Source organism: Rhodanobacter glycinis (assembly GCF_900114325.1).
Classification (GTDB): domain Bacteria; phylum Pseudomonadota; class Gammaproteobacteria; order Xanthomonadales; family Rhodanobacteraceae; genus Rhodanobacter_A; species Rhodanobacter_A glycinis.
On record NZ_FOSR01000002.1, the window covers coordinates 361920 to 385551 of the forward strand.

14 protein-coding genes are annotated in these 23632 nt (G+C 65.1%); 10 read left to right on the forward strand and 4 right to left on the reverse strand.

The window, feature by feature from the left end; all coding sequences use genetic code 11:
• Positions 1-19 precede the first annotated feature (19 nt).
• The 4 genes from BMY90_RS03765 (at position 20) to BMY90_RS03780 (ending at position 9573) form a co-directional block, all read left to right on the forward strand.
• Entirely contained in the window at positions 20-919 is a 900-nt protein-coding gene (locus tag BMY90_RS03765; RefSeq protein WP_092701706.1) for a sulfurtransferase, read from the forward strand.
• Positions 916-1701, forward strand: coding sequence for a pimeloyl-ACP methyl ester esterase BioH (gene bioH, locus BMY90_RS03770; protein ID WP_092701709.1), 786 nt, complete (start codon positions 916-918; stop codon positions 1699-1701). The genes BMY90_RS03765 and bioH overlap by 4 nt, the downstream gene beginning before the upstream one ends.
• Complete coding sequence (gene bioC / locus BMY90_RS03775) at positions 1698-2579, forward strand: malonyl-ACP O-methyltransferase BioC (protein WP_092701712.1); 882 nt, start codon at positions 1698-1700, stop codon at positions 2577-2579. Before bioH ends, bioC begins: the two co-directional genes overlap by 4 nt.
• Before the next feature lie 373 nt (positions 2580-2952).
• Positions 2953-9573 (forward strand): DUF3320 domain-containing protein, encoded by a 6621-nt coding sequence (locus tag BMY90_RS03780; protein WP_092701714.1) that lies wholly within the window; start codon positions 2953-2955, stop codon positions 9571-9573.
• Between the two features lie 81 nt (positions 9574-9654).
• Here the strand turns inward: BMY90_RS03780 and BMY90_RS03785 are convergent, their stop codons facing one another.
• On the reverse strand, positions 9655-10227 hold the full coding sequence (locus tag BMY90_RS03785; protein ID WP_092701837.1) for a DNA-3-methyladenine glycosylase I: 573 nt from the start codon (positions 10225-10227) through the stop codon (positions 9655-9657).
• A gap of 89 nt (positions 10228-10316) precedes the next feature.
• On the opposite strand from BMY90_RS03785, the gene BMY90_RS03790 reads away from it, so the two are divergent.
• A complete protein-coding gene (locus tag BMY90_RS03790; protein WP_092701717.1) occupies positions 10317-11207 on the forward strand; it encodes a DMT family transporter in 891 nt (296 codons plus the stop codon).
• Between the two features lie 66 nt (positions 11208-11273).
• Positions 11274-12398, forward strand: a complete 1125-nt coding sequence (locus BMY90_RS03795; protein ID WP_092701720.1) for a sterol desaturase family protein — start codon at positions 11274-11276, stop codon at positions 12396-12398.
• Here BMY90_RS03795 and BMY90_RS03800 read toward each other — a convergent pair whose 3' ends face one another.
• The gene (locus tag BMY90_RS03800) at positions 12399-13370 is read right to left on the reverse strand and encodes a pyridoxal-phosphate dependent enzyme (RefSeq protein WP_092701723.1); all 972 of its coding nucleotides are present in this window, start codon (positions 13368-13370) and stop codon (positions 12399-12401) included.
• The gene (locus BMY90_RS03805; protein WP_092701726.1) at positions 13367-14362 is read right to left on the reverse strand and encodes an aldose 1-epimerase; all 996 of its coding nucleotides are present in this window, start codon (positions 14360-14362) and stop codon (positions 13367-13369) included. The genes BMY90_RS03800 and BMY90_RS03805 overlap by 4 nt, the downstream gene beginning before the upstream one ends.
• A gap of 68 nt (positions 14363-14430) precedes the next feature.
• On the opposite strand from BMY90_RS03805, the gene pepN reads away from it, so the two are divergent.
• Positions 14431-17082, forward strand: coding sequence for an aminopeptidase N (pepN, locus tag BMY90_RS03810; protein WP_092701729.1), 2652 nt, complete (start codon positions 14431-14433; stop codon positions 17080-17082).
• A gap of 59 nt (positions 17083-17141) precedes the next feature.
• Here the strand turns inward: pepN and BMY90_RS03815 are convergent, their stop codons facing one another.
• A complete protein-coding gene (locus BMY90_RS03815; RefSeq protein ID WP_008208032.1) occupies positions 17142-17327 on the reverse strand; it encodes a hypothetical protein in 186 nt (61 codons plus the stop codon).
• Positions 17328-18191: 864 nt separating this feature from the next.
• On the opposite strand from BMY90_RS03815, the gene mnmG reads away from it, so the two are divergent.
• The 3 genes from mnmG (at position 18192) to BMY90_RS03835 (ending at position 23540) form a co-directional block, all read left to right on the forward strand.
• Positions 18192-20066, forward strand: coding sequence for a tRNA uridine-5-carboxymethylaminomethyl(34) synthesis enzyme MnmG (mnmG, locus tag BMY90_RS03825; protein WP_092701737.1), 1875 nt, complete (start codon positions 18192-18194; stop codon positions 20064-20066).
• Between the two features lie 199 nt (positions 20067-20265).
• A complete protein-coding gene (locus tag BMY90_RS03830; RefSeq protein WP_008211234.1) occupies positions 20266-21057 on the forward strand; it encodes an RDD family protein in 792 nt (263 codons plus the stop codon).
• Between the two features lie 155 nt (positions 21058-21212).
• Positions 21213-23540, forward strand: coding sequence for a Tex family protein (locus BMY90_RS03835; RefSeq protein ID WP_092701740.1), 2328 nt, complete (start codon positions 21213-21215; stop codon positions 23538-23540).
• Positions 23541-23632 lie beyond the last annotated feature (92 nt).

Sequence of the window (23632 nt, forward strand, 5' to 3'; positions counted from 1 at the left end):
GCCTCCGCGATTTCCCCGCATGTCGATCGTCAATCTCTGCGCATACAAATTCGTCGGCCTGGACGACCTCCCGGCCCTGCGCGAGCGCGTGTTCGAACGCTGCGAGGCACTGGCACTGAAAGGCACCGTATTGCTGGCACCGGAGGGCATCAACCTGTTCCTGGCCGGGTCGCGCGACGCGTTGGACGCATTCATGGCATGGCTGCGCGAAGATCCGCGCTTCGCGGATATCGAGACGAAGGAATCGCCCTCGGACACCGCGCCGTTTGGCCGTCTTCGCGTGCGCCTGAAGAAGGAAATCATCACCTTGCGCGCCCCCGCGATCCGCCCCGAAGCCGGACGCGCGCCGGCAGTGGATGCCGCCACGCTGAAACGCTGGCTCGACCAGGGCCACGATGACGACGGTCGCGAACTGCTGTTGCTGGACACGCGCAACGACTACGAAACGGACGTCGGCAAATTCCCGCAAGCCGTGGATTATCGCCTGCCGCAGTTCACTGCCCTGCCCGCGGCCATTGCCGCCGACCGTGCCCGCTACGAAGGCAAGACCGTGGTGTCGTACTGCACCGGCGGCATTCGCTGCGAAAAGGCCGCGCTGCACATGCGCGATGCCGGCATCGAAAACGTGTTCCAGCTCGACGGCGGCGTGCTCAAGTATTTCGAGGAAACCGGCGGTGCACATTGGGAAGGCGGCTGCTTCGTGTTCGATAACCGCGGTGCGGTGGGGCCGGATCTGCTCCCTCTCCCTGCCAGACACCAACTCCCTCTCCCCGCCGGGGAGAGGGCTGGAGTGAGGGGCCAATCTGGCGATGACTTGGCTACAAAGTCTGTTCCATTAAACATCTCCGCAAGCACCCGCCCCTCATCCGACCCTTCGGGCCACCTTCTCCCCGACGGGGAGAAGGAAAAAGACGCATGACGCTGCACATCGAAACCCACGGCCGCGGCCCCATGCCGCTGGTGCTGTTGCACGGCTGGGCGATGCACGGCGGACTGTTCGCGCCGCTGATCGAGGCACTGGCAGACGACTGCACCTTGTATGTGGTCGACCTGCCCGGCCACGGCTATTCGCGTGACTGCGACCTGCCACTGGAACCCGCCACCATCATGCAAGCGGTGGCCGCAGCCACGCCGCCGGCCGTGTGGCTGGGCTGGTCGCTGGGCGGCCTCGTGGCCTTGGTCGCCGCGCTGGAACAACCGCAGCACGTGCGCGGGCTGGCCATGCTGTGTGCCACGCCAAAGTTCGTGCGCGACGACAGCTGGCCGCACGGCAATGCGCCGGCAATGGTGCGCCAGCTCGCGCAGGATCTGGAAACCGATTACCACGCCACACTGGAACGCTTCATGGCGCTGGAGGCCATGGGCAGCCCCGACCCGCGCGCCGAACTGCGGCGCCTGCGCGCGGACGCCTTCGCGCGCGGCGAGCCGAAACTGCGCGTGCTGCAGGAGGGCATTCGCCTGCTGGAAAACACCGACCTGCGCGAACGCCTGCCGCAACTGAGCGTGCCGAACCAGTGGATTGCCGGCCGCCGCGACCGGCTGGTGCATCCGCTGTCCATGCAATGGTCGGCCGACGCCGCCAACGGCGGATTCAGCGAGGTTGCGCACGCCGGCCACGCCCCCTTCTTCGGCCATGCCGATGCCGTTGCCGCGGCGTTGCAGCCGCTGCTGGCCCGCTTCAGAGCAAACCCCACGCCATGAATGATTTCCACGTCGACCACCGCCAGGTCCGTCGCCATTTCGGCGCGGCCGCGCGCAGCTACGAAAAACACGACGCGCTGCAGCGTGAAGTACAAACACTGCTGCTCGACCGGCTGGGCTTCTATCTGGAAGAGCCGGCGCGCGTGGTCGATGTCGGCGCCGGCCCCGGCCGTGGCACCGCGCTGCTGAAGAAGCGCTGGCCGAAAGCGCAAGTGATCGCACTGGACGCCGCCCTGCCGATGCTGCGCGAAGCGAAGCGCCACAGCGCCTGGCTGAAACCGTTTCAACGCATCTGTGCCGACGCCACCGCGCTGCCGCTGCCCGACCACAGCGTGGACGTGCTGCATTCCAACCTGTGCTTCCAGTGGATCGACGACCTGCCCGCGCTGTTTGGCGAGTGCGTGCGTGTGCTCAAGACCGGCGGCATGTTGACGTTCTCCACCTTCGGCCCCGACACGCTGAAGGAACTGCGTGCCGCCTGGGCCGCTGCCGATGGCCAACCGCATGTCAGCCGTTTCCTGGACATGCACGACATCGGCGATGCCATGATCAACGCCGGCCTGCGCGATCCGGTGCTGGACGTCGACCGCTTCACCCTGACCTACAGCGAGCCGCGCAAATTGCTGGAGGAGTTGCAGGGCCTCGGCGCCACCAACGCCGATGCCTCGCGCGCACGCGGCCTCGCCGGTAAATCACGTTACCGCGCCATGCTCGAAGCCTACGAAACCATGCGCGTGGACGGCCGTATTCCCGCCACCTGGGAAGTCGTCACCGCCCACGCCTGGGGTCCGCCGCCGGGACAATCGCGCCGCATCCCGGGCGGCGGCGAGATGGCCAGTTTCTCGATCAACAGCCTGCGCGGCTCACGGCGACGCTGAGTCGCGAGTGAAATAGCATCGCCCGATATTTCTTGGTCGAGTGTGGTCGCACGTTCAACACATGGCGGCTGAGCCTCTTGACGGAGCGGCGGCAACAAAAGCGGAAAAACCGAGGCTCGCCACATGTGTTTGCACGGCCCCATCAAAAGCCTTTGCATTCAACGACCTGGAGGCACGAGATATCGGCTCGCATGCGGGAAGACACGGGTCTTCCGCATGCTCGTGTCCTGCTTTTCCTCAGCCATGAAATTCCATACATGGCATGGCACTTGCCTTAATATCTGCTGATTACTCGTGCACCACGCCATGGGTTTCGCGACCTGGCTGCACGATGCATCCGAAGCGCGTGAATCGAAGCCAGGAGGGGGCAAGGATGACGCAGGAGCAGCAGCAAGAAAGCGGGGTGCGCCAAGAGGAACCGCTTCGCATCGAAGCAACTCTTGTCACCAAGCTCAATCTGGCCGCGTTTCAGAACGCGGTCCCGGTGATCGCAAGTTTGACCATCGTCAACGACACCGATGCCCGGATAAGTGACCTCGAACTCGCCGTCACCTCCGAGCCGACCTTCTTCCAGCCCAAAACCTGGCGAATCGATGAAATCGGCACGCACAGTCGCTATCGGGTACCTCTCCCGGATATCGCACTGGATGGCAGCCTGCTCAGCCGCCTGACCGAAGCCGAGACCGCGACAGTTTCCTTTGTGCTCCGCACTACTGATGCAGAAACTTCCGCGATGGCGAAATCCGACGTGAAGCTGGAGCTGTTGCCGCGAAACCAGTGGGGAGGCCTGTCGAGCCTGCCCGACTTGGTCGCCGCCTTCGTCCAGCCCAACGAACCTGCTGTTGAGCGCTTGCTCAAACAGGCCGCTGACGTACTGCGCAAGAGCGGCAAGAATTCGGCGCTGGATGGTTATGCAGGCGGTGCGCGACGGGTCTGGGAGCTGACTTCCGCCATCTGGAGCGCCGTCGCATCGATGAAGCTGGATTACGCCCTGCCGCCAGCCAGCTTCGAGCACTCCGGGCAGAAGGTGCGAGGCCCCGGGCAGATCGCCGAATCCGGCCTCGCCACCTGCCTGGACTCCTCCTTGCTGTTCTGCTCTGCCCTGGAACAGGCGGGACTCAATCCGCTGCTGGTATTCACACGCGGCCATGCGTTCGCTGGCGTTTGGCTCAAAGACGAACAATTCTCGACAACCGTCATCGACGACGTGACCGCACTGCGCAAGCGGGTGCGACTCAAGGAACTGGTGCTGTTCGAGACGACCTTGATCGCCCAACATCCTGTTCCAGCTTTCTCCTACGCTGCCGAACGCGCCAACCAACAGATTGCCGAGAGCCACGACGAAACCTTCGAGCTTGCGGTCGATGTCCGCCGTGCGCGCATGCAGCGCATCAAGCCGTTGGCGAGTACCGAAGCAACGCCACGCCAGGCACAGAGCGCGCCTGCCGTCCCACCCGATGTCGAACTGGGCATCGAAGAGGCTCCCGACCTGCCCGGCGAGTTCACGGCGGCCACCAGTGTCGAACCGGCAGCACTCGATCCTAGGGATCGCCTCGCGCGCTGGCAGCGCAAGCTGCTGGACCTTTCGCTGCGCAACAACCTGCTCAACTTCAAGGAGGGCAAGCGCGCACTTCGTCTCGACGTGCCGGACCCCGGTGCGCTCGAAGACCTGCTCGCCACCAACGAAACACTGAAGCTGCTGCCGCGCCCCGATCTCATGACGGGCGCCGATCCCCGCAATCAGGCGCTATACGAGGAACGTGAACGCGAAAACGTGCAACGCCAGCACGCGCTTGATGCACTGAGGCGGCGCGAAATCTTCGTCGGCCTCTCCCAACAGGATCTCGAAACACGCCTGATCGACCTCTATCGCACCGCGCGCACCTCGCTGCAGGAAGGTGGCGCAAACACCTTGTATGTCGCATTGGGCTTTCTGTCATGGACCCGCGACGATCGCGATGAACGACGTTACCGCGCGCCCCTGATCCTGCTTCCCGTGACATTGCAGCGACATAACGCGCGCTCGGGCTTCACCTTCGCACTCCATGACGACGAGCCACGCTTCAATCCCACGCTGATCGAAATGCTTCGCCAGGATTTCCGTCTCGGGCTGGGTGTCGCGGAAGGCGAGCTGCCCCGGGACGATGCCGGGCTCGACGTCGACCGGATATGGCAGAGCGTCGAACACGCGATCAAGGACATCAAAGGTTGGGAGGTCAGCCGAGAAGTCGTGCTGTCCACATTCTCCTTCGCAAAATATCTGATGTGGAAGGATCTAGCGGAACGCACCGATCAGTTGCGAGAGAACTCGGTCGTACGCCATTTGCTCGACACGCCACGCGACCACTTTGACTCGAACATCCCCTTCCCGGACACCATCCGCCTCGACAGCGACTTCAGCCCAAGCCAGGTGTTCTGCCCACTGGCTGCTGATTCGTCGCAGCTGTCGGCGATCATGGCTGCTGCACGCGGCAAGAATTTCGTCCTGATCGGGCCGCCGGGAACAGGCAAGAGCCAGACCATCGCCAATCTCATCGCGCAGTCCGTTGCCGAGGGAAAACGCGTACTGTTCGTTTCCGAAAAAATCGCGGCGCTCGATGTCGTCTATCGCCGTCTACGCGAAGTGAAACTCGGCGAATTCTGCCTCGAGCTACATTCGAGCAAAGCCCGAAAAACTGACGTCCTCGCCCAGCTGAACGCCGCATGGGAAGCCCGCGGGAAAGCCGACGCCGGTGCCTGGCAAGCCCAAGCCGAGCATCTGGCTGAATTGCGCCATACGCTGAACGGGTACGTTCAGAGCTTGCATCGCCGATACAGCAACGGCTGGTCGATCTACGATGCCATCGGGCAACTCAGTGCGAACCCTGAACTGGAAGGGCTCGGCTTTTCCTGGCCCTCGTTTGCCGCACACGATGCAACCACCATGGCGGCCATGCGCGACGTGTCCGACCGGCTGGAGGTGAATGCGCAATCCGTCGGATACGAGTCGCTCACGACACATGCCCTGGCCACTATCGGACAAGTGGAGTGGTCGCCGAGCTGGCAGCAGCGCACCGTCGACGCCGCACGAAAAGCCCTGCCTGCCGTGCGCGCCATGCAACACTGCGTCGATCAGTTCGCGCAGGCAACTGGACTATCTTTACCACTATCGGATCGGCGGGCCGTGCAAGCGCTGGAGCAACTTGCCCGATGCTTGCCGACCGCAGCCGGCCGCGACTGGCGTTTTGCGCTGCGCCCGGATGCCCGCGTGATTGCGCAACGCCTGCAAGAAGGTCTCGAACTGATAAACCTGCATTTTGACATGAGTTCGCGGCTGTCTGCGCCATGGACGGGCGAGGTCATCGACGCGTGCGAATCCGGACTGCAGTGCATTGAGAAACATCGCCAGTTGTTCGATCAACTAGCCGAGCCGTGGCCCGCGTCCACCACGGCCGGCCTGAACAAGGGATTGGCACTGATCACCCGGCTCGACCAGGCCACGAAAAACCTGTCGATGGGTTATGCCACCGATATCGAGCACATCGACATTGCCGCCTTGCAGCAGGAATGGTCCCGTGCCGAGCAGTCGATCTGGCCCGTATCTTGGCATCTCAGGCACCGCGTCACAGCTCGCCTGTCCGCAACAACCATCGGCAAGAGCAAACCCGATGTCGCCAGAGACCTGTCAACTTGGGCCGACATTCGCGATTTGCGCTCCAAGATCATCGCGCTCGATCCGGGGGCCGCGTCCACAGACGTCTGGAAGGCCTTGGACAGCAAGCCCCAGCATATCCGTTGTGCCTTGCGCTTCCAGTCCGCGCTAGCCAACGCTCGGCAACAGAAGACCTGGGAAGATCGCGGCTTCGAAACCATCGCCGACGGCAGCTGCGGCCAGCCTCTGCGCGCGGAACTGGCCCGTATGCGTGCGCTGCGCCTTCTGGAAAGGAAGGTGGGCAAGCTTGCCGGCCTGCAGGCTGCCACGGCATCGCTGTGGTCGGGGTTTTCAACACCCGCGGACACGCTTCGTGCCGCACTGGCATTTCAGCGCGAGCTGCGTCGATTGCGTGAGGAAGGTCACCTCGACGGGACTCACGAAGCGATCGCGCGTGGCGAAGCCGGCGACGCCATGGCCACCGACTGGAAGCTATTGAACGAGCGCTCGCGGATCGAAAAGTCCTTGGACGAACTCGATGATCTCCGCAGCATGACGGGTGGCATCTGGAACGGACGACACACCCATGCCGAGGATGTGGCGAACGCGCTGGACTTCCATGCGCAGATCACCGCGTCCATCGCCGGCCTCGCAGCGACACCGGAACGCCTTGGCCTGGTCAAAACGACACTCGATCACCTTCTCGGCGACGCCAACAGTCTACTGGAAGCGAGCGGCCCCATCGCCGCCGAAGCACACGCCCTGCTGACTGCAACGGAGCGGTTGCCGCAAACCCTCTCCGATCTGACTACTGTCGCCTGTTTCACCGAGAGTGGTCAGGCCCAGCTGAGTACGCTCCCACTCGATGGCGTGCTCGCGCTATGCGAGGGTATCGTCCAATCCGAACCGCGTCTTCGCGCCTGGGCCGCGTGGCGCCGCACCTGCAGTGATGCAATCAGTCTCGGTCTCGCTCCGCTTGTCTCAGGGATGGAGAGTGGCGCCGTGGGTTCGGGTAACGTACGTCGCAGTTTTGAGACCAACTATTGCCGCTGGTGGCTCAATGCGGCGGTGGACAACGAGCCGGCCATCCGGGATTTCGTCAGCGCAGAGCACGAGAAACGCATCCGGGACTTCCGTGAACTCGATGATCGATTCACGACCCTGACCCGAGACTGGTTGCGCGCACGTCTGTGTGCCGACCTGCCCGACCAGGAAAGCGTCGACCGCGCATCAGAATGGGGAACCCTGCGCCATGAAATCAGCAAAAAATCCCGCCATCTGCCGCTGCGAGAGTTGATGTCGCGTGCGCCCACCGTGCTGACCAAGCTCACGCCCTGCCTATTGATGAGTCCGTTGTCGATTGCACAGTACCTGCCACCGGATGCGAGCGCGTTCGACCTGGTCGTGTTCGACGAGGCGTCGCAGATTCCCGTTTGGGATGCCATCGGCGCAATCGCACGAGGCAAACAGGTCGTCATGGTCGGCGATCCCAAGCAACTGCCGCCAACATCATTTTTCGACCGCGCGGGAGCCGGAGCCGAAAGCGACGACGAGGACGTCGAAGACGATCTCGAAAGCATCCTCGACGAATGCATCGGCGCCAACCTGCCCACCCGCAATCTCAATTGGCACTATCGCAGCCGCCATGAAAGCCTGATTGCGTTCTCCAATCAGCGGTACTATGAAAGCAAACTGGTCACGTTTCCGTCCCCGGTCACCAACGACCAGGCCGTCAGCCTGCACTCCGTGCCTGGCGTCTACGAGAAAGGCGCCTCACGCACGAACCCCATCGAGGCCAAGGCACTCGTCGCCGATATCGTCACACACCTGCGCTCACGGGATTTCAGGGAAAGCCGGTTGACCATCGGCGTCGTCACATTCAATGCCGAGCAGCAGCGCCTGATCGAGGATCTTCTCGACGAGGCGCGCCGACAGGATCCTTCGCTCGAGTCCTATTTCGAGGAAGCCGCACTCGAACCCCTCTTCGTGAAGAATCTCGAAAGCGTCCAGGGTGACGAGCGCGACATCATGTATTTCTCGATCACCTACGGCCCGGACCGCGCCGACCTGCTTTCGATGAACTTCGGACCACTGAACCGCCAAGGCGGCGAGCGCCGACTGAACGTCGCGATCACGCGGGCTCGCCAGGAACTTCGCGTCTTCGCGAGCCTGCGCGCCGAACAAATGGACCTCGCCCGAACCAGCGCAGCGGGCGTACGCGACCTCAAGCACTTCCTCGAATTCGCGGCGCGTGGCCCCCGCGCTCTGGCCGAAGCCACGCCCGGGAGCCGGGGCGGCTACGACAGCCCCTTCGAACAAGCCGTCGCCGACGCACTGGCGAAACGCGGCTGGCGCCTGCACACCCAGATCGGTGTCTCGCAGTTCCGCATCGATCTGGGCGTGGTCGACCCAGATGCACCGGGACGCTATCTGGCCGGCATCGAGTGTGACGGCGCCACCTATCACCGCAGCGCCACAGCACGTGACCGCGACAAGCTGCGCGAGCAGGTTCTGCGTGGGCTAGGCTGGGAGATTCTGCGCATATGGTCCACCGACTGGTGGATCGATCCGGCTAACGTTGTCGAGCACATCGACAAGCGCCTGCAAGATCTTCTCGACGTGACCCGCGTACATCGCACCACGGAGACCGCACGCATCAAAGCCGAACAGGAGGCACGCGAGGAAGCTTCGCGACTAACCGCTGAAGCCGCCGAGCGTAATGCGGCCTCGATGGCCAACGGCTCTGAGGCCAAGCCCAATCCAGATTTGTCCGAAACCGTCGCATCCACGTCACATATCATTGAGGCTGCGTATGCGAAATCCCTTCCCGGCGAACCGGACGCTCTTGCAACGCAAGCAGACAGCGCGTATTCCGAAGCCGATCCGAGCGAAGCCGTGAACCTCGTGGAGCCCGACAGGTTCTTCGCCGATGCTTATACGCCCTCGTTGACCCGGATGATTACTCACGTCATCAACCATGAAGGCCCCATTCTTGATATCGTCCTCGCTCGCCGCATCGCCAGGACACATGGCTGGCTTCGTACGGGCGGACGTATCCGCGATCGCGTCATCCACATCGCGAATCAGGCGCATCCGAGTTCAAGCGAAGACGTCGGAACCTTTTTCTGGCCTGGCGACCAAAGTCCCGGCGCCGCACTCGCTTTTCGTCGTCCCATCGACGACGACCCTGCTCGCTCGGTCGACGAAATCTGCATTCAAGAACTCGGCGCACTGGCTCGAGAAATGAGGGCCACCGGCAAACTCGGAGAAGATGTTCTTTACGCAATGGCGCACGCACTGGGGTTGCAAAAGCTTGGCGCCGCCAACAGGAGCAGGCTGGAGAAAGCCATGCAGTTTGGCTGACTCTATCCCCGTTATCTCTACCCCACGCGGCGTCGCCACCGAAATGCGCGTCAGCCGCCGCGGTCGAGCGGATGAGCCAACTCAGCGTCCACCGGCACAAATTTTGTGCCGGAAACAACCCACAAGATGGTCGTTGATCATCCCGGTTGCCTGCATCAGCGAATAGCAGATGGTGCCGCCGACGAAGCGGAAGCCGCGTTTCTTCAGCGTCTTGCTCATGTGGTCGGACAGCGGTGTGCTGGCCGGCACCTGGCTGGATTCGCGCCAGCGGTTCACGATCGGCTTGCCGTCGACGAACGACCACAGGCAAGCGTCCAGACTGCCGAATTCGTCGATGGCCTTGAGTGCAGCCACGGCGTTGTCGCGCACCGATGACACTTTCAGGCGGTTGCGGATGATGCCGGGATCGAGCAGGCGCTTTTCCAGTTCGCGATCAGTCATCTTCGCAACGCGGGCGATGTCGAAACCATGGAACGCCTTGCGGTAGTTTTCGCGCTTGACCAGCACGGTGCGCCACGACAGTCCTGCCTGCGCCCCTTCGAGGCACAGGAATTCGAACAAGGCGTTTTCGTCGTGCAGCGGCACACCCCACTCGTGGTCGTGGTAGTCGCACATCAAGTCGTCGCCATCGGCGGCCCAGGCGCAGCGCTGCATGCAATGTCCTCCTTCGGAGCAGGCAATGTAGCGCAGCTGCGGCGACGATGCGGATAGACTCGTGATTTCCTTCTTCGTGATCTCGATCCATGGCTTCATCGTCTTCCCCGCAGCGCACCGCCGTGCTGGCCATGCTCGTCACCATCGGCTTGTGGGCCTACAGCTGGGTGGTGATGAAGCAGGTGCTGCGTTACTCGGGGCCGTTCGATTTTTCGGCGATCCGCTACCTGCTGGGGGCGTTGGTACTGTTTGCCGCGTTGCTGGTGGCGAAGCAATCGCTGCGGCCACCACCGCTGCTGGCCACCGTGCTGATCGGCCTGGCGCAGACCACCGCGTTCCAGGGGCTGGAACAATGGGCGCTGGTAACCGGCGGCGCCGGACGCGTGGCGCTGCTGGCCTACACCATGCCGTTCTGGGCCGTGCTGCTGGCGTGGCCCTTGCTGGCCGAGCGTCCGACCGCGCGGCACTGGCTGGGCCTCGCGCTCGCCGCGCTCGGCCTGCTCTGCATTCTCGAACCCTGGCGCGGCATGGGCAGCTGGCACAGCACGGCGCTGGCCCTGCTGGGTGGTGCGGGCTGGGCGCTGGGTACGGTGTTGAGCAAACGGATGTTCCAGCGCCATACCTGCTCGCCGCTCAGTCTCACGGCATGGCAGATGCTGTTCGGCGGCATCGGCCTGGCGATCATCGCGCTGCTGGTGCCGCAGCGGCCGATCGAATGGAACGGGGCCTTCGTGGCCGGGCTGGCCTATTGCGTGGTGTTCGCTTCCAGCATCGCCTGGGGTTTGTGGCTGTTCGTGCTGCAACGCCTGCCCACGGCGGTGGCCAGCCTGTCCAGCCTGGGTGTGCCGATTGTCAGCGTGCTGCTGGCCTGGATCATCCTGCACGAGCAGCCGACGCTGATGGAAGGCGTCGGCATCGTCTGCATCCTGCTGGGTCTGTGCTCGGTAAGCGGTGTCGGCATACGCCGGCGCGGGCACTGATTTTCCGTCAGTGCCGGCGCCGACTGACAGCGGTATCATGCGCCCGTCGTCCCCACGAACAACACCATGTCCTCCCTGCCACAGCTTTGGCTTCACCTGGTCGACTGGCTGAGCAGTCATGCCGTCGCACCGACACTCGATTTGCTGCATCTGGGCAAGCTGTCCGGCGATCCGCGCGACATCGCCGCGTCGCTGCTGATCGCGGCGCTGCAGATCAGCATCATCGGCTTCATCTTCCGACCGCTGGAAACCTGGTTCCCCGCGGAAAAATGGAGCGATCGCAAGCTCACCCTGGTGGACCGCAACTACACGCTGATGATGCTGCTGGGCATCTTTCCGCTGTTCACCTACCTGATCCTGATGCCGTTCAGCCATCTGTTCGGTGGTGCGGACGCGGCCACCTCCAGCACCGGCTCGCCGCTGGCGCTGACGCATTGGATGCCGTGGTTCAACAACCATCCCTACGCGCTGTTCGCAACGTATTACGTGGTCTACGACTTCGTGTACTACTGGATGCACCGCACCCAGCACGCGCTGCCCTGGTGGTGGGCGCTGCACAGCATGCACCACAGCACGCGGCAGATGAGCTGCTGGACCAACGACCGCGGCAACCTGGTGGACGGCTTCATCCAGTCGATGATTCTCGCCGTGGTGGGCCTGGCGATGGGCGTCGATCCGGACGAATTCGCGTGGCTGATGCTGCTGGGCGAACTGGTGCAGAACTTCTCGCACACCAATACGCGCTTCGGCTTTGGCCGCATCCTCGAACACGTCTTCGTCGACCCCAAATTCCACCGTCTGCACCACATGCTGGTCGACCCGGAACGCCCGGGCCTGCACAACTGCAATTACGGCCAGGTGCTGTCGATCTGGGATGTGTTGTTTGGCACCTCGTTGTATGGCGAACCGCTGCGCCCCACCGGCGTGGGCGACCCGGTGGTGGATGCCGACAACAACTACGGCCTGATCGGCCTGCACTGGGCCTCGCTGAAACGCTTCTGGGGCACGGTGCGCCGTTTGGACGGCTGGAAGCCGGGCGAAGTGGCGTTCAGCCCGGACGATTACCGGCCGATTCCCGTGGGCGAACTCGACCTGCACGCGCTGGCGCACCATCTGCCCGGCCATGTCCATGCACAGGTGACGGTCCCGGCACCGACCGATGCCCCCTCCGGAGAATCCGCAGCGGCCTGATCAGGCACCCCACGGCAACGCGTCAAGATCGACGTTGCCACCGGTGAGCACCAGTCCCACGCGCCGACCGGCGAAGCGCTCGCGGCTCTTCAGCACGGCCGCCAGCACGGTGGCGCTGGATACCTCGATGACCTGTTTCAGCTCGCTCCACAACAGGCGCATCGCGGCGATGGTTTCCGCATCGCTGACGGTGATCACCTCGACGCGATGCCCGCGCAGCGCGTCGAGGTTGCGCAGGCCGACCAGCGCGCGCAGGCCGTCGCACAACGTGTCGGGAACCACGTCGGTGACGCGCTCGCCGGCGACCAGCGAACGCACTGCGTCGTCTGCGCCTTGGGGCTCGGCGCCGAACAGGGACAAGGCCGGATCGATGCCGTGCGCGGCGATCGCCACGCCGGCGGCCAGACCGCCGCCACCCACCGGCGTCATCACGCTGTCCAGCGTCGGCGCCTGGCGTAGCAGCTCCAGCGCCAACGTGCCCTGGCCTGCCATTACCCGCGTGTCGGCATAGGGATGGACGAGTACGGCGCCGGTCTGCGCCTGCACTTCCGCGGCGGCCGCTTCACGCGCTGCCTGTGTCGGCGCACAGCGATGGATGATGCCGCCGGCGCGCGCGATGGCATCGAGCTTGGCCTGCACCGCGCCTTCCGGCACCACCACGTGGGCGGCGATGCCGCGCGTGGCGGCCGCCAGCGCCAACGCATTGCCGTGATTGCCGGAAGAATGGGTGACCACGCCACGCGCGGCTTCGTCATCATCCAGCGACCACACCGCATTGCAGGCGCCGCGGAATTTGAACGCGCCACCACGCTGCAGGTTCTCGCACTTGAAATGCAGCTCGGCGCCGGCCAGCGCGTCCAGCACGTCGCTGCGCAGCACCGGCGTCACCACCGCATGTGGCGCGATGCGTGCCGCGGCGTCGCGGATCTGCGCCAGTGTCGGCAGTGCATCCACGGGCATGGCGTCACTCATGCCGTTTCGACTTCCACGCCGCAGCGGAACCGCCGTTCGGCACCCGGCTCCAGCCGGATCGCCTCGGCGCAGTCGGGTCGGTTGAAGGCGTTGGCCATGCATTCCATCGGCTCCAGCGCCACGGATTGACGCACGCCACTGCTGATCGTGTCGGCGGTGAACGTGTGCATCATCCCGCGCTCCTGCCATACCGCGATGGCAAAGCCGCTGGCCGGATCATGCAGGCGCGTGCGGATGCGGCCGTCCGCCTCGATGTCGAGATCGACATAACCCTGGTCGAGGATGGTGTCGCCGATCACGCGCGGCTCGCGGAAATCCAGCGCCGGTGCGTCGTCCAGCGGCACGTAGGCAGACGCGCCGGGCAGCGCGATGAGGTTGGCATCGGCGCGCACCAGGACTTCGGCCGGCACCTGCAACACCCAGCTGTCCACCTCGCCCTCGGTCACGCGGAAATACGGATGCCAACCGAAGAAGCACGGCGCGGCGTTGTCGCCCACGTTGCGCATGCACACCTCCAGCGTGAGGCCGCCGGTGTCCAGCGTGTAAGTCACCGTGAGATCGATCGCATGCGGATAACCGGGTTGCGGGCGAATCGCCGAAGTCGTCAGCGCGACATGCGCGGAATGCTCGTCCGCCTGCAACGACGCCACCTCGAAATCCACGCCGCGCACGAAGCCATGCCGGCTGGCGCGGGCCGCGCCCTCCACCCCCGGCTGCAGGTCCTGCGTCTGCCCGTCAAAGGTGTAACGCGCGTCGGCGATGCGCCCGCCGAACGGCACCATGATGGCAAAGCGCGAGCTGGGTCGGGCCACGATCTCCGCCTCGTCGCGATACCCGGCCGCGATATCGAACACGCCGCCCGCACGCGGCACCTCGAAGCCAATCAGCGCGGCGCCGTGACAGGCGACGCGAACGCGTCGTCCCGCGCCATCCTGCAGCACCACGATCGGCTGTGCGCCAAGCGTGGCGCGTTCTGCGGCATATCGACCCATCGGCGTTTTCCTGTGCATAACACGCCCCATGTTAGCCTGATCCGATTCCATTTCACCGGTATCCCCCCATGAGCGCTCGCCCCGAACACACTCCCGCCCCGACCCGACTCAGCGACTACCGCCCCCCGGCCTGGCGCGTCGACGCGGTGCAACTGGACTTCGATCTTGGCATCGACACCAGCGAAGTCACCGCACGCCTGCAACTGCGCCGCGACGATGCGCAGGACGAGCCGCTGCGGCTGGACGGCGAAGGGCTGGAACTGCTGTCGATCACGCTGGATGGCGAGGCGTTGGCACCGACCGCCTGGCGCTACGCCGACCACGTGCTGGAAATCGATGGCGCGCGCGACGGCAGCGTGCTGGAAACCCGCGTGCGACTGAAACCGGCCGCGAATACCGCGCTGGAAGGCTTGTACCTGTCGGGCTCGCGCGAAGCCGGCTTCCTGCTGACCCAATGCGAGGCGCAGGGCTTCCGTCACATCACCTTCTTCCCGGATCGCCCCGACGTGCTGGCGACCTATACCGTCACCCTGCGCGCCGATCGCGAGCGCTTCCCGATCCTGCTGGCCGGCGGCAACCCGGATGGCACCGGCGAACTTGAGGGTGGCCGCCATTGGGCGCGCTTCGTCGACCCGCACCCGAAACCCAGCTACCTGTTCGCGCTGGTCGCCGGACGGCTGGAAAAGATCGAACGCGACTACACCACCGCCGACGGCCATGCGGTGAAGCTGGTGATGTGGTCCGAAGCCAACGTGATCGACCGCTGCCATTACGCGCTGGACGCGCTGGAACGCGCGATGCGCTGGGACGAGCAGACCTACGACCGCAATTACGACCTCGACGTGTTCCATGTCGTCGCCACGCACGATTTCAACATGGGCGCGATGGAGAACAAGGGCCTCAACATCTTCAACGCCAAGTACCTGCTGGCCGATCCCGACTCCACCACCGACGACGAATACCGCGCGGTAGAAGCGGTGGTGGCGCACGAGTACTTCCACAACTGGAGCGGCAACCGCGTCACCTGCCGCGACTGGTTCCAGCTGTCGCTGAAGGAAGGCCTCACCGTATTCCGCGAGCAGAGTTTCTCGGCCGACATGAATTCCGCGCCACTGAAGCGCATCGAGGATGTCTCGCTGCTACGCCGCGCCCAGTTCACCGAGGATGCCGGCCCGCTGGCGCACCCGGTGCGCCCATCCGAGTATCGCGAGATCAACAATTTCTATACCGCCACGGTGTACGAGAAGGGCTCCGAACTGGTGCGCATGACCGCCGGCCGGCTCGGTCGCGACGGCTTCCGCCGCGGCATGGACCGCTACTTCGAGCGCAACGACGGCCGCGCCGCCACCATCGAGGATTTCCTCACCGCGCTGGGCGAGGCCAACGACATCGACCTCAGCCCCAACCTGGCCTGGTACGGCCAGGCCGGCACACCCCGGCTGAAGGCCCGTGGCGATTACGATGCCGCGCGCCATCAGTACACACTGACGCTGTCGCAGCACACACCTCCCAGTCACGGCCAGCCGCACAAGCAACCGGTGCCGATTCCGGTGAAGCTGGCCTTGTTCGGTCACGATGGCCGCATGCTGCCCTTGCATCTGGACGGCCAGGCGGCCGCAGGCGAAACCGAGTCGGTGGTGGTGCTCGATCAGCCCGAACACTCCTTCGTGTTCCGCGATGTTGCGGAGAAACCCGTACCGTCGCTGCTGCGTGGCTTTTCCGCACCGGTGATCCTGGAGTGCGATTACGCCCCGCACGAACTGGCGCTGTTGCTGACCCACGACGTGGACGGCTTCAACCGCTGGGAGGCCGGCCAGCAGCTCGCCGCACGCGCCTTCGACGCGCTGCGTGACGGCGGCGACGACGCGGCTCCCGTCGCCTGGTGCGATGCGCTCGCCGCGCTGTTCACACTAGCCGAGCTGGACGACGCCCTGCTCGCCGGCCTGCTCACACCACCGGGCGAACTCGAGTTGGCCGACCGCCAGCCCGATGCCGACCCTGCGCGCATCCACGCGCTGCGGCAGTCGTTGCTGCAGCGTCTCGCCAGCCGTATCGGCGCTGCGGCGCTGCATGCGCGTTATCAATCCCTCGCCGCGCCAACCGAACTCGATCTCGGTGCCGCCGGCCAGGGCATGCGCCGGCTCAAGCGGCGCGTGCTGGAACTGCTCGCCCTGATCGACGCGGAACGCGCCCATGCGCTGGCCGCCGCCCAGTACGACAACGCGCATGGCATGACCGACCGCCTCGCCGCGCTCGACGTGCTGGTACGCAACCAGGCGACGCAAGGCGATGCCGCGCTGGCGCACTTCCGCGCGCGCTACGACGACAACGCATTAGCGTTGGACAAGTGGTTCATGGTGCAGGCGCAGATCCCGGGCGAACCGGCACTGGCCCGCGTGCAGGCGCTGGAGGCCGATCCGAAGTTCACGCTGAAGAACCCGAACCGCGCCCGCGCCCTGCTTGGTACGTTCGCCAGCGCCAATCCCAGTGGTTTCCACCGTGCCGACGGTGCCGGCTACGTGCTGTTTGCCGAGCGCCTGGCCCAGCTCGACGCACTCAATCCGCAAATCGCCGCGCGGCTGGCCACGGCATTCAACGGCTGGAAGCGGCTCGAACCGGTACGCCGCGAAGCGGCGCGTGAGGCGATGGCGCAGCTGCTGGGGCGGCCGGCGTTGTCGCGCAACCTGGGCGAGATCCTGGGCAACATGCTGCAGGACTGAGCCGACGGCTCATTCCCGGCCACTCGTGCAGACTCTCGCCTGCACGAGCGGCGGCGGCATCAGACCGCCAGGTGCATCAGTTCGTCGCGCAGATGGCTCATCTTGCTCTGCAGGCGCGACAGCAGTTGCTCCTGCTTGGCCATCTCGTTCTGATTCAGGTAATCCATCGCCATCTCGACCTTGCCGATCTCGATCAGCAGGTCATGGTGCATGTATACCGGCGCAATTTCGTTGTTGAAGTCCATGCCATCACCTCGTTCTCTGTTGCCTCCGAGGCGTTGCATCAGGCATGCCAAAAACGTGATGAACATCACATCGAAAATGGTCATGGATCACAAGCTGACACACCGCGTCAGCTGCTGCCGCGATCCGACACAAAACCGCGTTCTAGTCACTTCGTGTTCACGCGCGCGGCGGCATGATCAATCCACGCTTGAGGCAGCGAAGGCTGCTTGACGGCAACCGCATTCACGGTTTCTGGCGCCCGGCAACACGGTCATCCTGGATTCCCCCTGTTCCTGAGACCGCCGGGCGCCAGATCTCTCTCGCAAGGCAGGAAACCGCGCACGACGCGGTTTTTTTGTGCCCGGAGCCAGGCTGGGGATGGCTTCGCGAGGAAGCCAACCCCGAAAAAAGTGACGGCGCCCAAGGAAACCCGGGGCGCCGCCATGCTTCCTCTCCCGGCACGCAATCGAACCCCTGTCCGTCCGATCTCGGCGCGCGTTGACCGCGCAGCGTCTGCCCGTGAAAGTGCAATTCAGAGGAAGCACGAGGCGTGCCACCGACGACGCCTGTCGCCCGACCGGGCTTCGGAGTTACCATAACGGCTTGTTTTCACTGGAATCCGGCCTGGCGAACCACGCACACGTCGGCATTCCCGTCCTGCGCGCCTGCCGAGAACCGTCCATGCTCCACCCCAACCACTACGACGTGATCGTGATCGGCGGCGGGCGAACCACGTTGGCCGCAGGCCAGGTGGGCTGCCAGTGGCAGGCCACCCGTGGTGAGCGGCCGAGGCAGGACTGCCGAGGACCGGGCGACTTGGCGAGGCCAGGAAGGCCGAGTCTAGTCGCCGCCGTGGCCCCCAAGTTCATACCGAGTCCATGACCATGCTCCACCCCAACCACTATGACGTGATCGTGATCGGCGGTGGCCACGCCGGCACCGAGGCCGCGCTGGCCGCCGCGCGGACGGGTGCGCGCACCCTGCTGCTCAGCCACAACATCGAGACGATCGGCCAGATGAGCTGCAATCCGGCCATCGGCGGCATCGGCAAGGGGCACCTGGTCAAGGAAATCGATGCGCTGGGCGGCGCCATGGCGCACGCGGCCGACCTTGCCGGCATCCAGTGGCGCACGCTGAATGCGTCCAAGGGCCCGGCGGTGCGCGCCACCCGCTGCCAGGCCGACCGTGCGCTGTACAAGGCGGCGATCCGGCACATCGTGGAATCGCAGCCGAACCTGGACCTGTTCCAGCAGGCGGCGGATGACCTGATCCTCGAAGGCGGTCGCGTCACCGGCGTGGTGACGCAAATGGGCGTTTCCTTCCGCGCCGGGTCGGTTGTGCTCACGGCGGGCACCTTCCTGGCCGGCAAGATCCATATCGGCCCGGCCCAGTACGCCGGTGGCCGCGCCGGCGATCCGCCCGCCAGCACACTCGCCCAGCGCTTGCGCGAACTGCCGCTGGGCGTCGATCGCCTGAAGACCGGCACGCCGCCGCGGATCGATCGTCGCAGCATCGACTTCAGCGAGCTGGAAGAGCAGCACGGCGACGATCCCGCTCCGGTGTTTTCCTACCTCGGCTCGCGCGATGACCATCCGCGCCAGGTGAGCTGCTGGATCACGCACACCAGCGAACGCACGCACGAGATCATCCGTGGCGCACTGGACCGTTCGCCGCTGTACACCGGCCAGATCGAAGGCGTCGGCCCGCGCTACTGCCCGTCGATCGAGGACAAGGTGGTGCGCTTCGCGGAAAAGAATTCGCACCAGATCTTCATCGAGCCGGAAGGACTGGACAGCGTCGAGATCTACCCCAACGGCATCTCCACCTCGCTGCCGTTCGACGTGCAGCTGGACGTGGTGCACTCGATCAAGGGTTTCGAACGCGCGCACATCACCCGCCCCGGCTACGCCATCGAATACGACTACTTCGACCCGCGCGGCCTGCAGCCATGGCTGGAGACCAAGACCATCCCCGGCCTGTATTTCGCCGGCCAGATCAACGGCACCACCGGTTACGAGGAAGCCGCCGCACAAGGCCTGCTCGCCGGCCTGAACGCCGCACGGGCCACACAGGGCAAGGCGCCGTGGTTCCCGCGTCGCGACGAAGCCTATCTCGGCGTGCTGGTCGACGACCTCACCAGCAACGGCACCATCGAGCCGTACCGCATGTTCACCTCGCGCGCCGAATACCGGCTGCATCTGCGCGAGGACAACGCCGACCTGCGCCTCACCGAAAAGGGTTTCGAACTGGGCGTGGTACCGCAGGCGCGCTTCGACGCATTGCGCGCCAAGCGCGACGCCGTGGAACGCGAAACCCAGCGTCTTGGCGCGCTATGGGCCGCGCCAGCCAACGCGCTGGGCGCCGCCATCGAACGGCAGTTGGGCATCACGCTCAGCCGCGAGACCAACGCGCTGGACCTGCTGCGTCGTCCCGAACTCGATTACGCCGGCCTCACCACGGTGGACGGCCTCGGTCCCGCCGTCGAGCGTGCGGACGTCGCCGCCCAGGTCGAGGTGCAGGTGAAATACGCCGGCTACCTGGAGCGCCAGCGCGAGGAAATCGCGCGCCAGCGTCGCCACGAACACACCGCCATTCCAGCCAGCTTCGACTACGACACGGTGCGCGGCCTGTCCGCCGAGGTGCTGCTCAAGCTCAAGCGCAGCCAACCGGCCACGCTTGGCCAGGCGGCGCGGATCAGTGGCGTCACCCCCGCAGCGATCTCGCTGCTGCTGGTGCATCTGAAGCGCCACGCGGCCTGAGCCCATCCCATGCTCCGCCTTCAAGGGCGACGGCTGTAGGAGCGCACCCTGTGCGCGAAAGCTTTGGCGCCTGATCGAAGCCAAGAGCGTTCGCGCACAGGGTGCGCTCCTACCCGACGACGCAAGCCAACGGCATGCAGCCTTTGCTGGCACTCGTGGCATCATGGCGCCTGAAACCTAACCAGCATGGGAGCAGGCGATGGAAGTTTGGATCGGGCGGGACGGCGAGCGGCACGGCCCCTACAAGGAAGCGGACGTGCGGCAATGGCTGCGCAGCGGGCAAGTCAGCCGCGAGGACCTGGCCTGGTACGACGGCCTGGCCGACTGGCAGCCGCTGTCGGTGCTGTTCCCCGATGAAGTGCGTGCGCCCGCTCCCGCGCCCGCGGAAGCCAGCGAGACTCCGGCTTTCACCGCTCCGCCGGTGGCCGCGCCGCTGCCGCGCACCACCTCGGCCGCGCTGGAGGATTACGCCGGTTTCTGGAAGCGCTTCGGCGCCTGGGTGATCGACTACCTGATCCTGATGGTGCCGATCACCATCATCGCCGTCTCGATGGGCGCCACCGCTGCGTTCGAACATTTCATGGCGCAGATGCACAGTGGTACCGCACCGGCAGTCGCCGCCGCAGAGTACGGCAAGGCGGTCCGACCCGCCACGATCATCGCCATGATCATCGGCTTCATCTATTACGTCGCCTTTGAATGCTCGAAGCTGCAGGCAACGCCCGGCAAGCTGGCCGTAGGCATGCGCGTCACCGACTTGAACGGACAACGCCTCGGTGTCGGCCGCAGCGTGGCCCGCAACGTCATCCGGCTGGTCAACGTGATCACCGCGCTGCTGCCTTTCATCTGCTACATCGTCACCGCGTGGACCGAGCGCAAGCAGGGCCTGCACGACATGATGGCCAAGACCCTGGTGCTGAACGGCCGCGCCAGCGAGTTCCACGATGCACCCGTGCAGCCCTCCACGGGCGGCGGTTCGTTCAACGCCTGATTCCGCGTCGACCGTCACGGCGCCGGCACCTCGCCGGCGCCGTTTTCGTTTGCCGCGCGCGCGCCCGCACAACGACGGCAGGAGACGGCTTGCTATCATCGCAGGCTTGTCCGCCTCGTCGGTTTGATTCACCTGCAAGGAATATTTCCAGCCTCATGCCCAGCATCGAACAACGCATTGCCCAGGACATCGCCGCCAAGACCGAACAGGTGCGCGCGGCGGTCGAACTGCTCGACGGCGGCGCCACCGTGCCGTTCATCGCGCGCTATCGCAAGGAAGTCACCGGCGGGCTGGACGACACCCAGCTGCGCCTGCTGGAAGAGCGCCTGCGCTACCTGCGCGAACTGGAAGAGCGCCGCGAGGCGATCCTCGCCAGCGTCGAGGAACAAGGCAAGCTCAGCGATGCACTGAAGAACGACATCCTCGCCGCCGACACCAAGGCGCGGCTGGAGGATCTGTACCTGCCCTACAAGCCCAAGCGCCGCACCAAGGCGCAGATTGCCCGCGAGGCGGGGCTGGAGCCGCTGGCGCTGGGTTTGCGCGAAGATCCCTCGCAGTCGCCGGAAGCGGTGGCCGCATCGTTCGTCGACGGCGACAAGGGCGTGGCCGACGTGCGCGTCGCACTGGATGGCGCGCGCGCGATCCTGATGGAAAGCATTGCCGAAGATGCCACGCTGGTCGGCGAGCTGCGCGACTGGTTGTGGTCGAGCGGTCAGATCCGCGCCAAGCTGATCGAAGGCAAGGAAAACGAGGGCGCGAAATTCCGCGACTACTTCGACCACGTCGAGCCGATCGGCAAGATTCCCTCGCACCGCCTGCTCGCCCTGATGCGCGCGCGCAACGAAGGCATCATCGACCTGGAGCTCAGCCCGGCGCTGGATGCCGAGCAAGGTCACGCCGAAGGCGAAGGTCGTGTCGCCGCGCACGCCAACATCCATGACCGCGGCCGCCCGGCCGACGCGTGGCTGCGCGAAACGGTGCGCCTGACCTGGCGCGTGAAGCTGCACCTGCACCTCACCCTCGACCTGTTCGGCCGCGTGCGCGAAGGCGCCGAGGACGAGGCCATCCGCGTGTTCGGCGACAACCTGAAAGACCTGATGCTGGCCGCGCCGGCCGGCGCGAAGACGGTGATGGGGCTGGACCCGGGCATCCGCACCGGCTGCAAGGTCGCCGTGGTCGACGCCACCGGCAAAGTGCTGGCGACCGACACGATCTACCCGCTGGAACCGAAGCGGCAGTGGAACGAATCGCTGGCCTCGCTGGCGCGGCTGTGCAAGCAGCATCACGTCGACCTGATCTCGATCGGCAACGGCACCGGCTCGCGCGAAACCGACAAGCTGGCCGGCGAACTGATCAAGGGCCTGGCCAAGGCCGACGCCTCGCACACGATCGCCAAGATCGTGGTCAGCGAAGCGGGCGCCTCGGTCTACTCGGCCTCCGAAACGGCGGCGAAGGAATTCCCGAACCTGGACGTGACCTTGCGCGGCGCGGTCTCGATCGCACGTCGCCTGCAAGACCCGCTGGCCGAACTGGTGAAGATCGAGCCGAAGGCGATCGGCGTGGGCCAATACCAGCACGACGTCAACCAGATCAAGCTCGCGCGTGCACTCGACGCCCGCGTCGAGGACTGCGTGAACGCGGTCGGTGTCGACGTCAACACCGCGTCTGCTGCGCTGCTTTCCCGCGTGGCCGGCCTCAGCGCCAGCGTGGCCGAAAACGTGGTCAAGCATCGTGACGCCAACGGCCCGTTTGCCAACCGCAAGGCCTTGCTCAAGGTTCCGCGCCTGGGCGACAAAGCCTTCGAGCAATGCGCCGGCTTCCTGCGCGTGCCCGCCGGCGACAACCCGCTGGACGCCAGTTCGGTACATCCGGAAGCCTATCCGGTGGTCGAGCGCATCATCGCCCAGTGTGGTCGCGAGGTGCGCAACATCATCGGCGACACCGGCTTCCTGCGGGGCCTCAAGCCCGAGCAATACACCGATGAGAAGTTCGGCGTGCCCACGGTACGCGACATCCTCAAGGAACTGGAAAAACCCGGCCGCGACCCGCGTCCGGAATTCGTCGCGCCGACGTTCGCCGAAGGCGTCGAGGACGTGAAGGACCTGAAGCCCGGCATGATCCTGGAAGGTCGCGTCACCAACGTGGCCGCATTCGGTGCGTTCGTCGACATCGGCGTGCATCAGGACGGGCTGGTCCACGTCTCCGCACTGTCGCACACCTTCGTCAAGGATCCACGCGACGCGGTGAAGGCCGGCGACATCGTCAAGGTCAAGGTGATGGAGGTGGACATCCCGCGCCAGCGCATCGGCCTGTCGATGCGGCTGGACGACGAGCCCGGAGAGACTCGCGGCGGTCGCCCCGGTACCGGCGATGATCACTCGGCCCAGCGTGGACGTCGCAGCCCTCCGGCACCGCCCAAAGCGACCCCGGCGCCTGCCAACAGCGCCTTCGCCGATGCGCTTTCGCGCGCGTTGAAAAACTGATATCGCCGGCATGTTGCGTGGAACCGCAGCGCAGCATGCGCAGACGTATGGAATGCGTCAGGATAAGCCCTGACCTAACTTCTCGATAACAA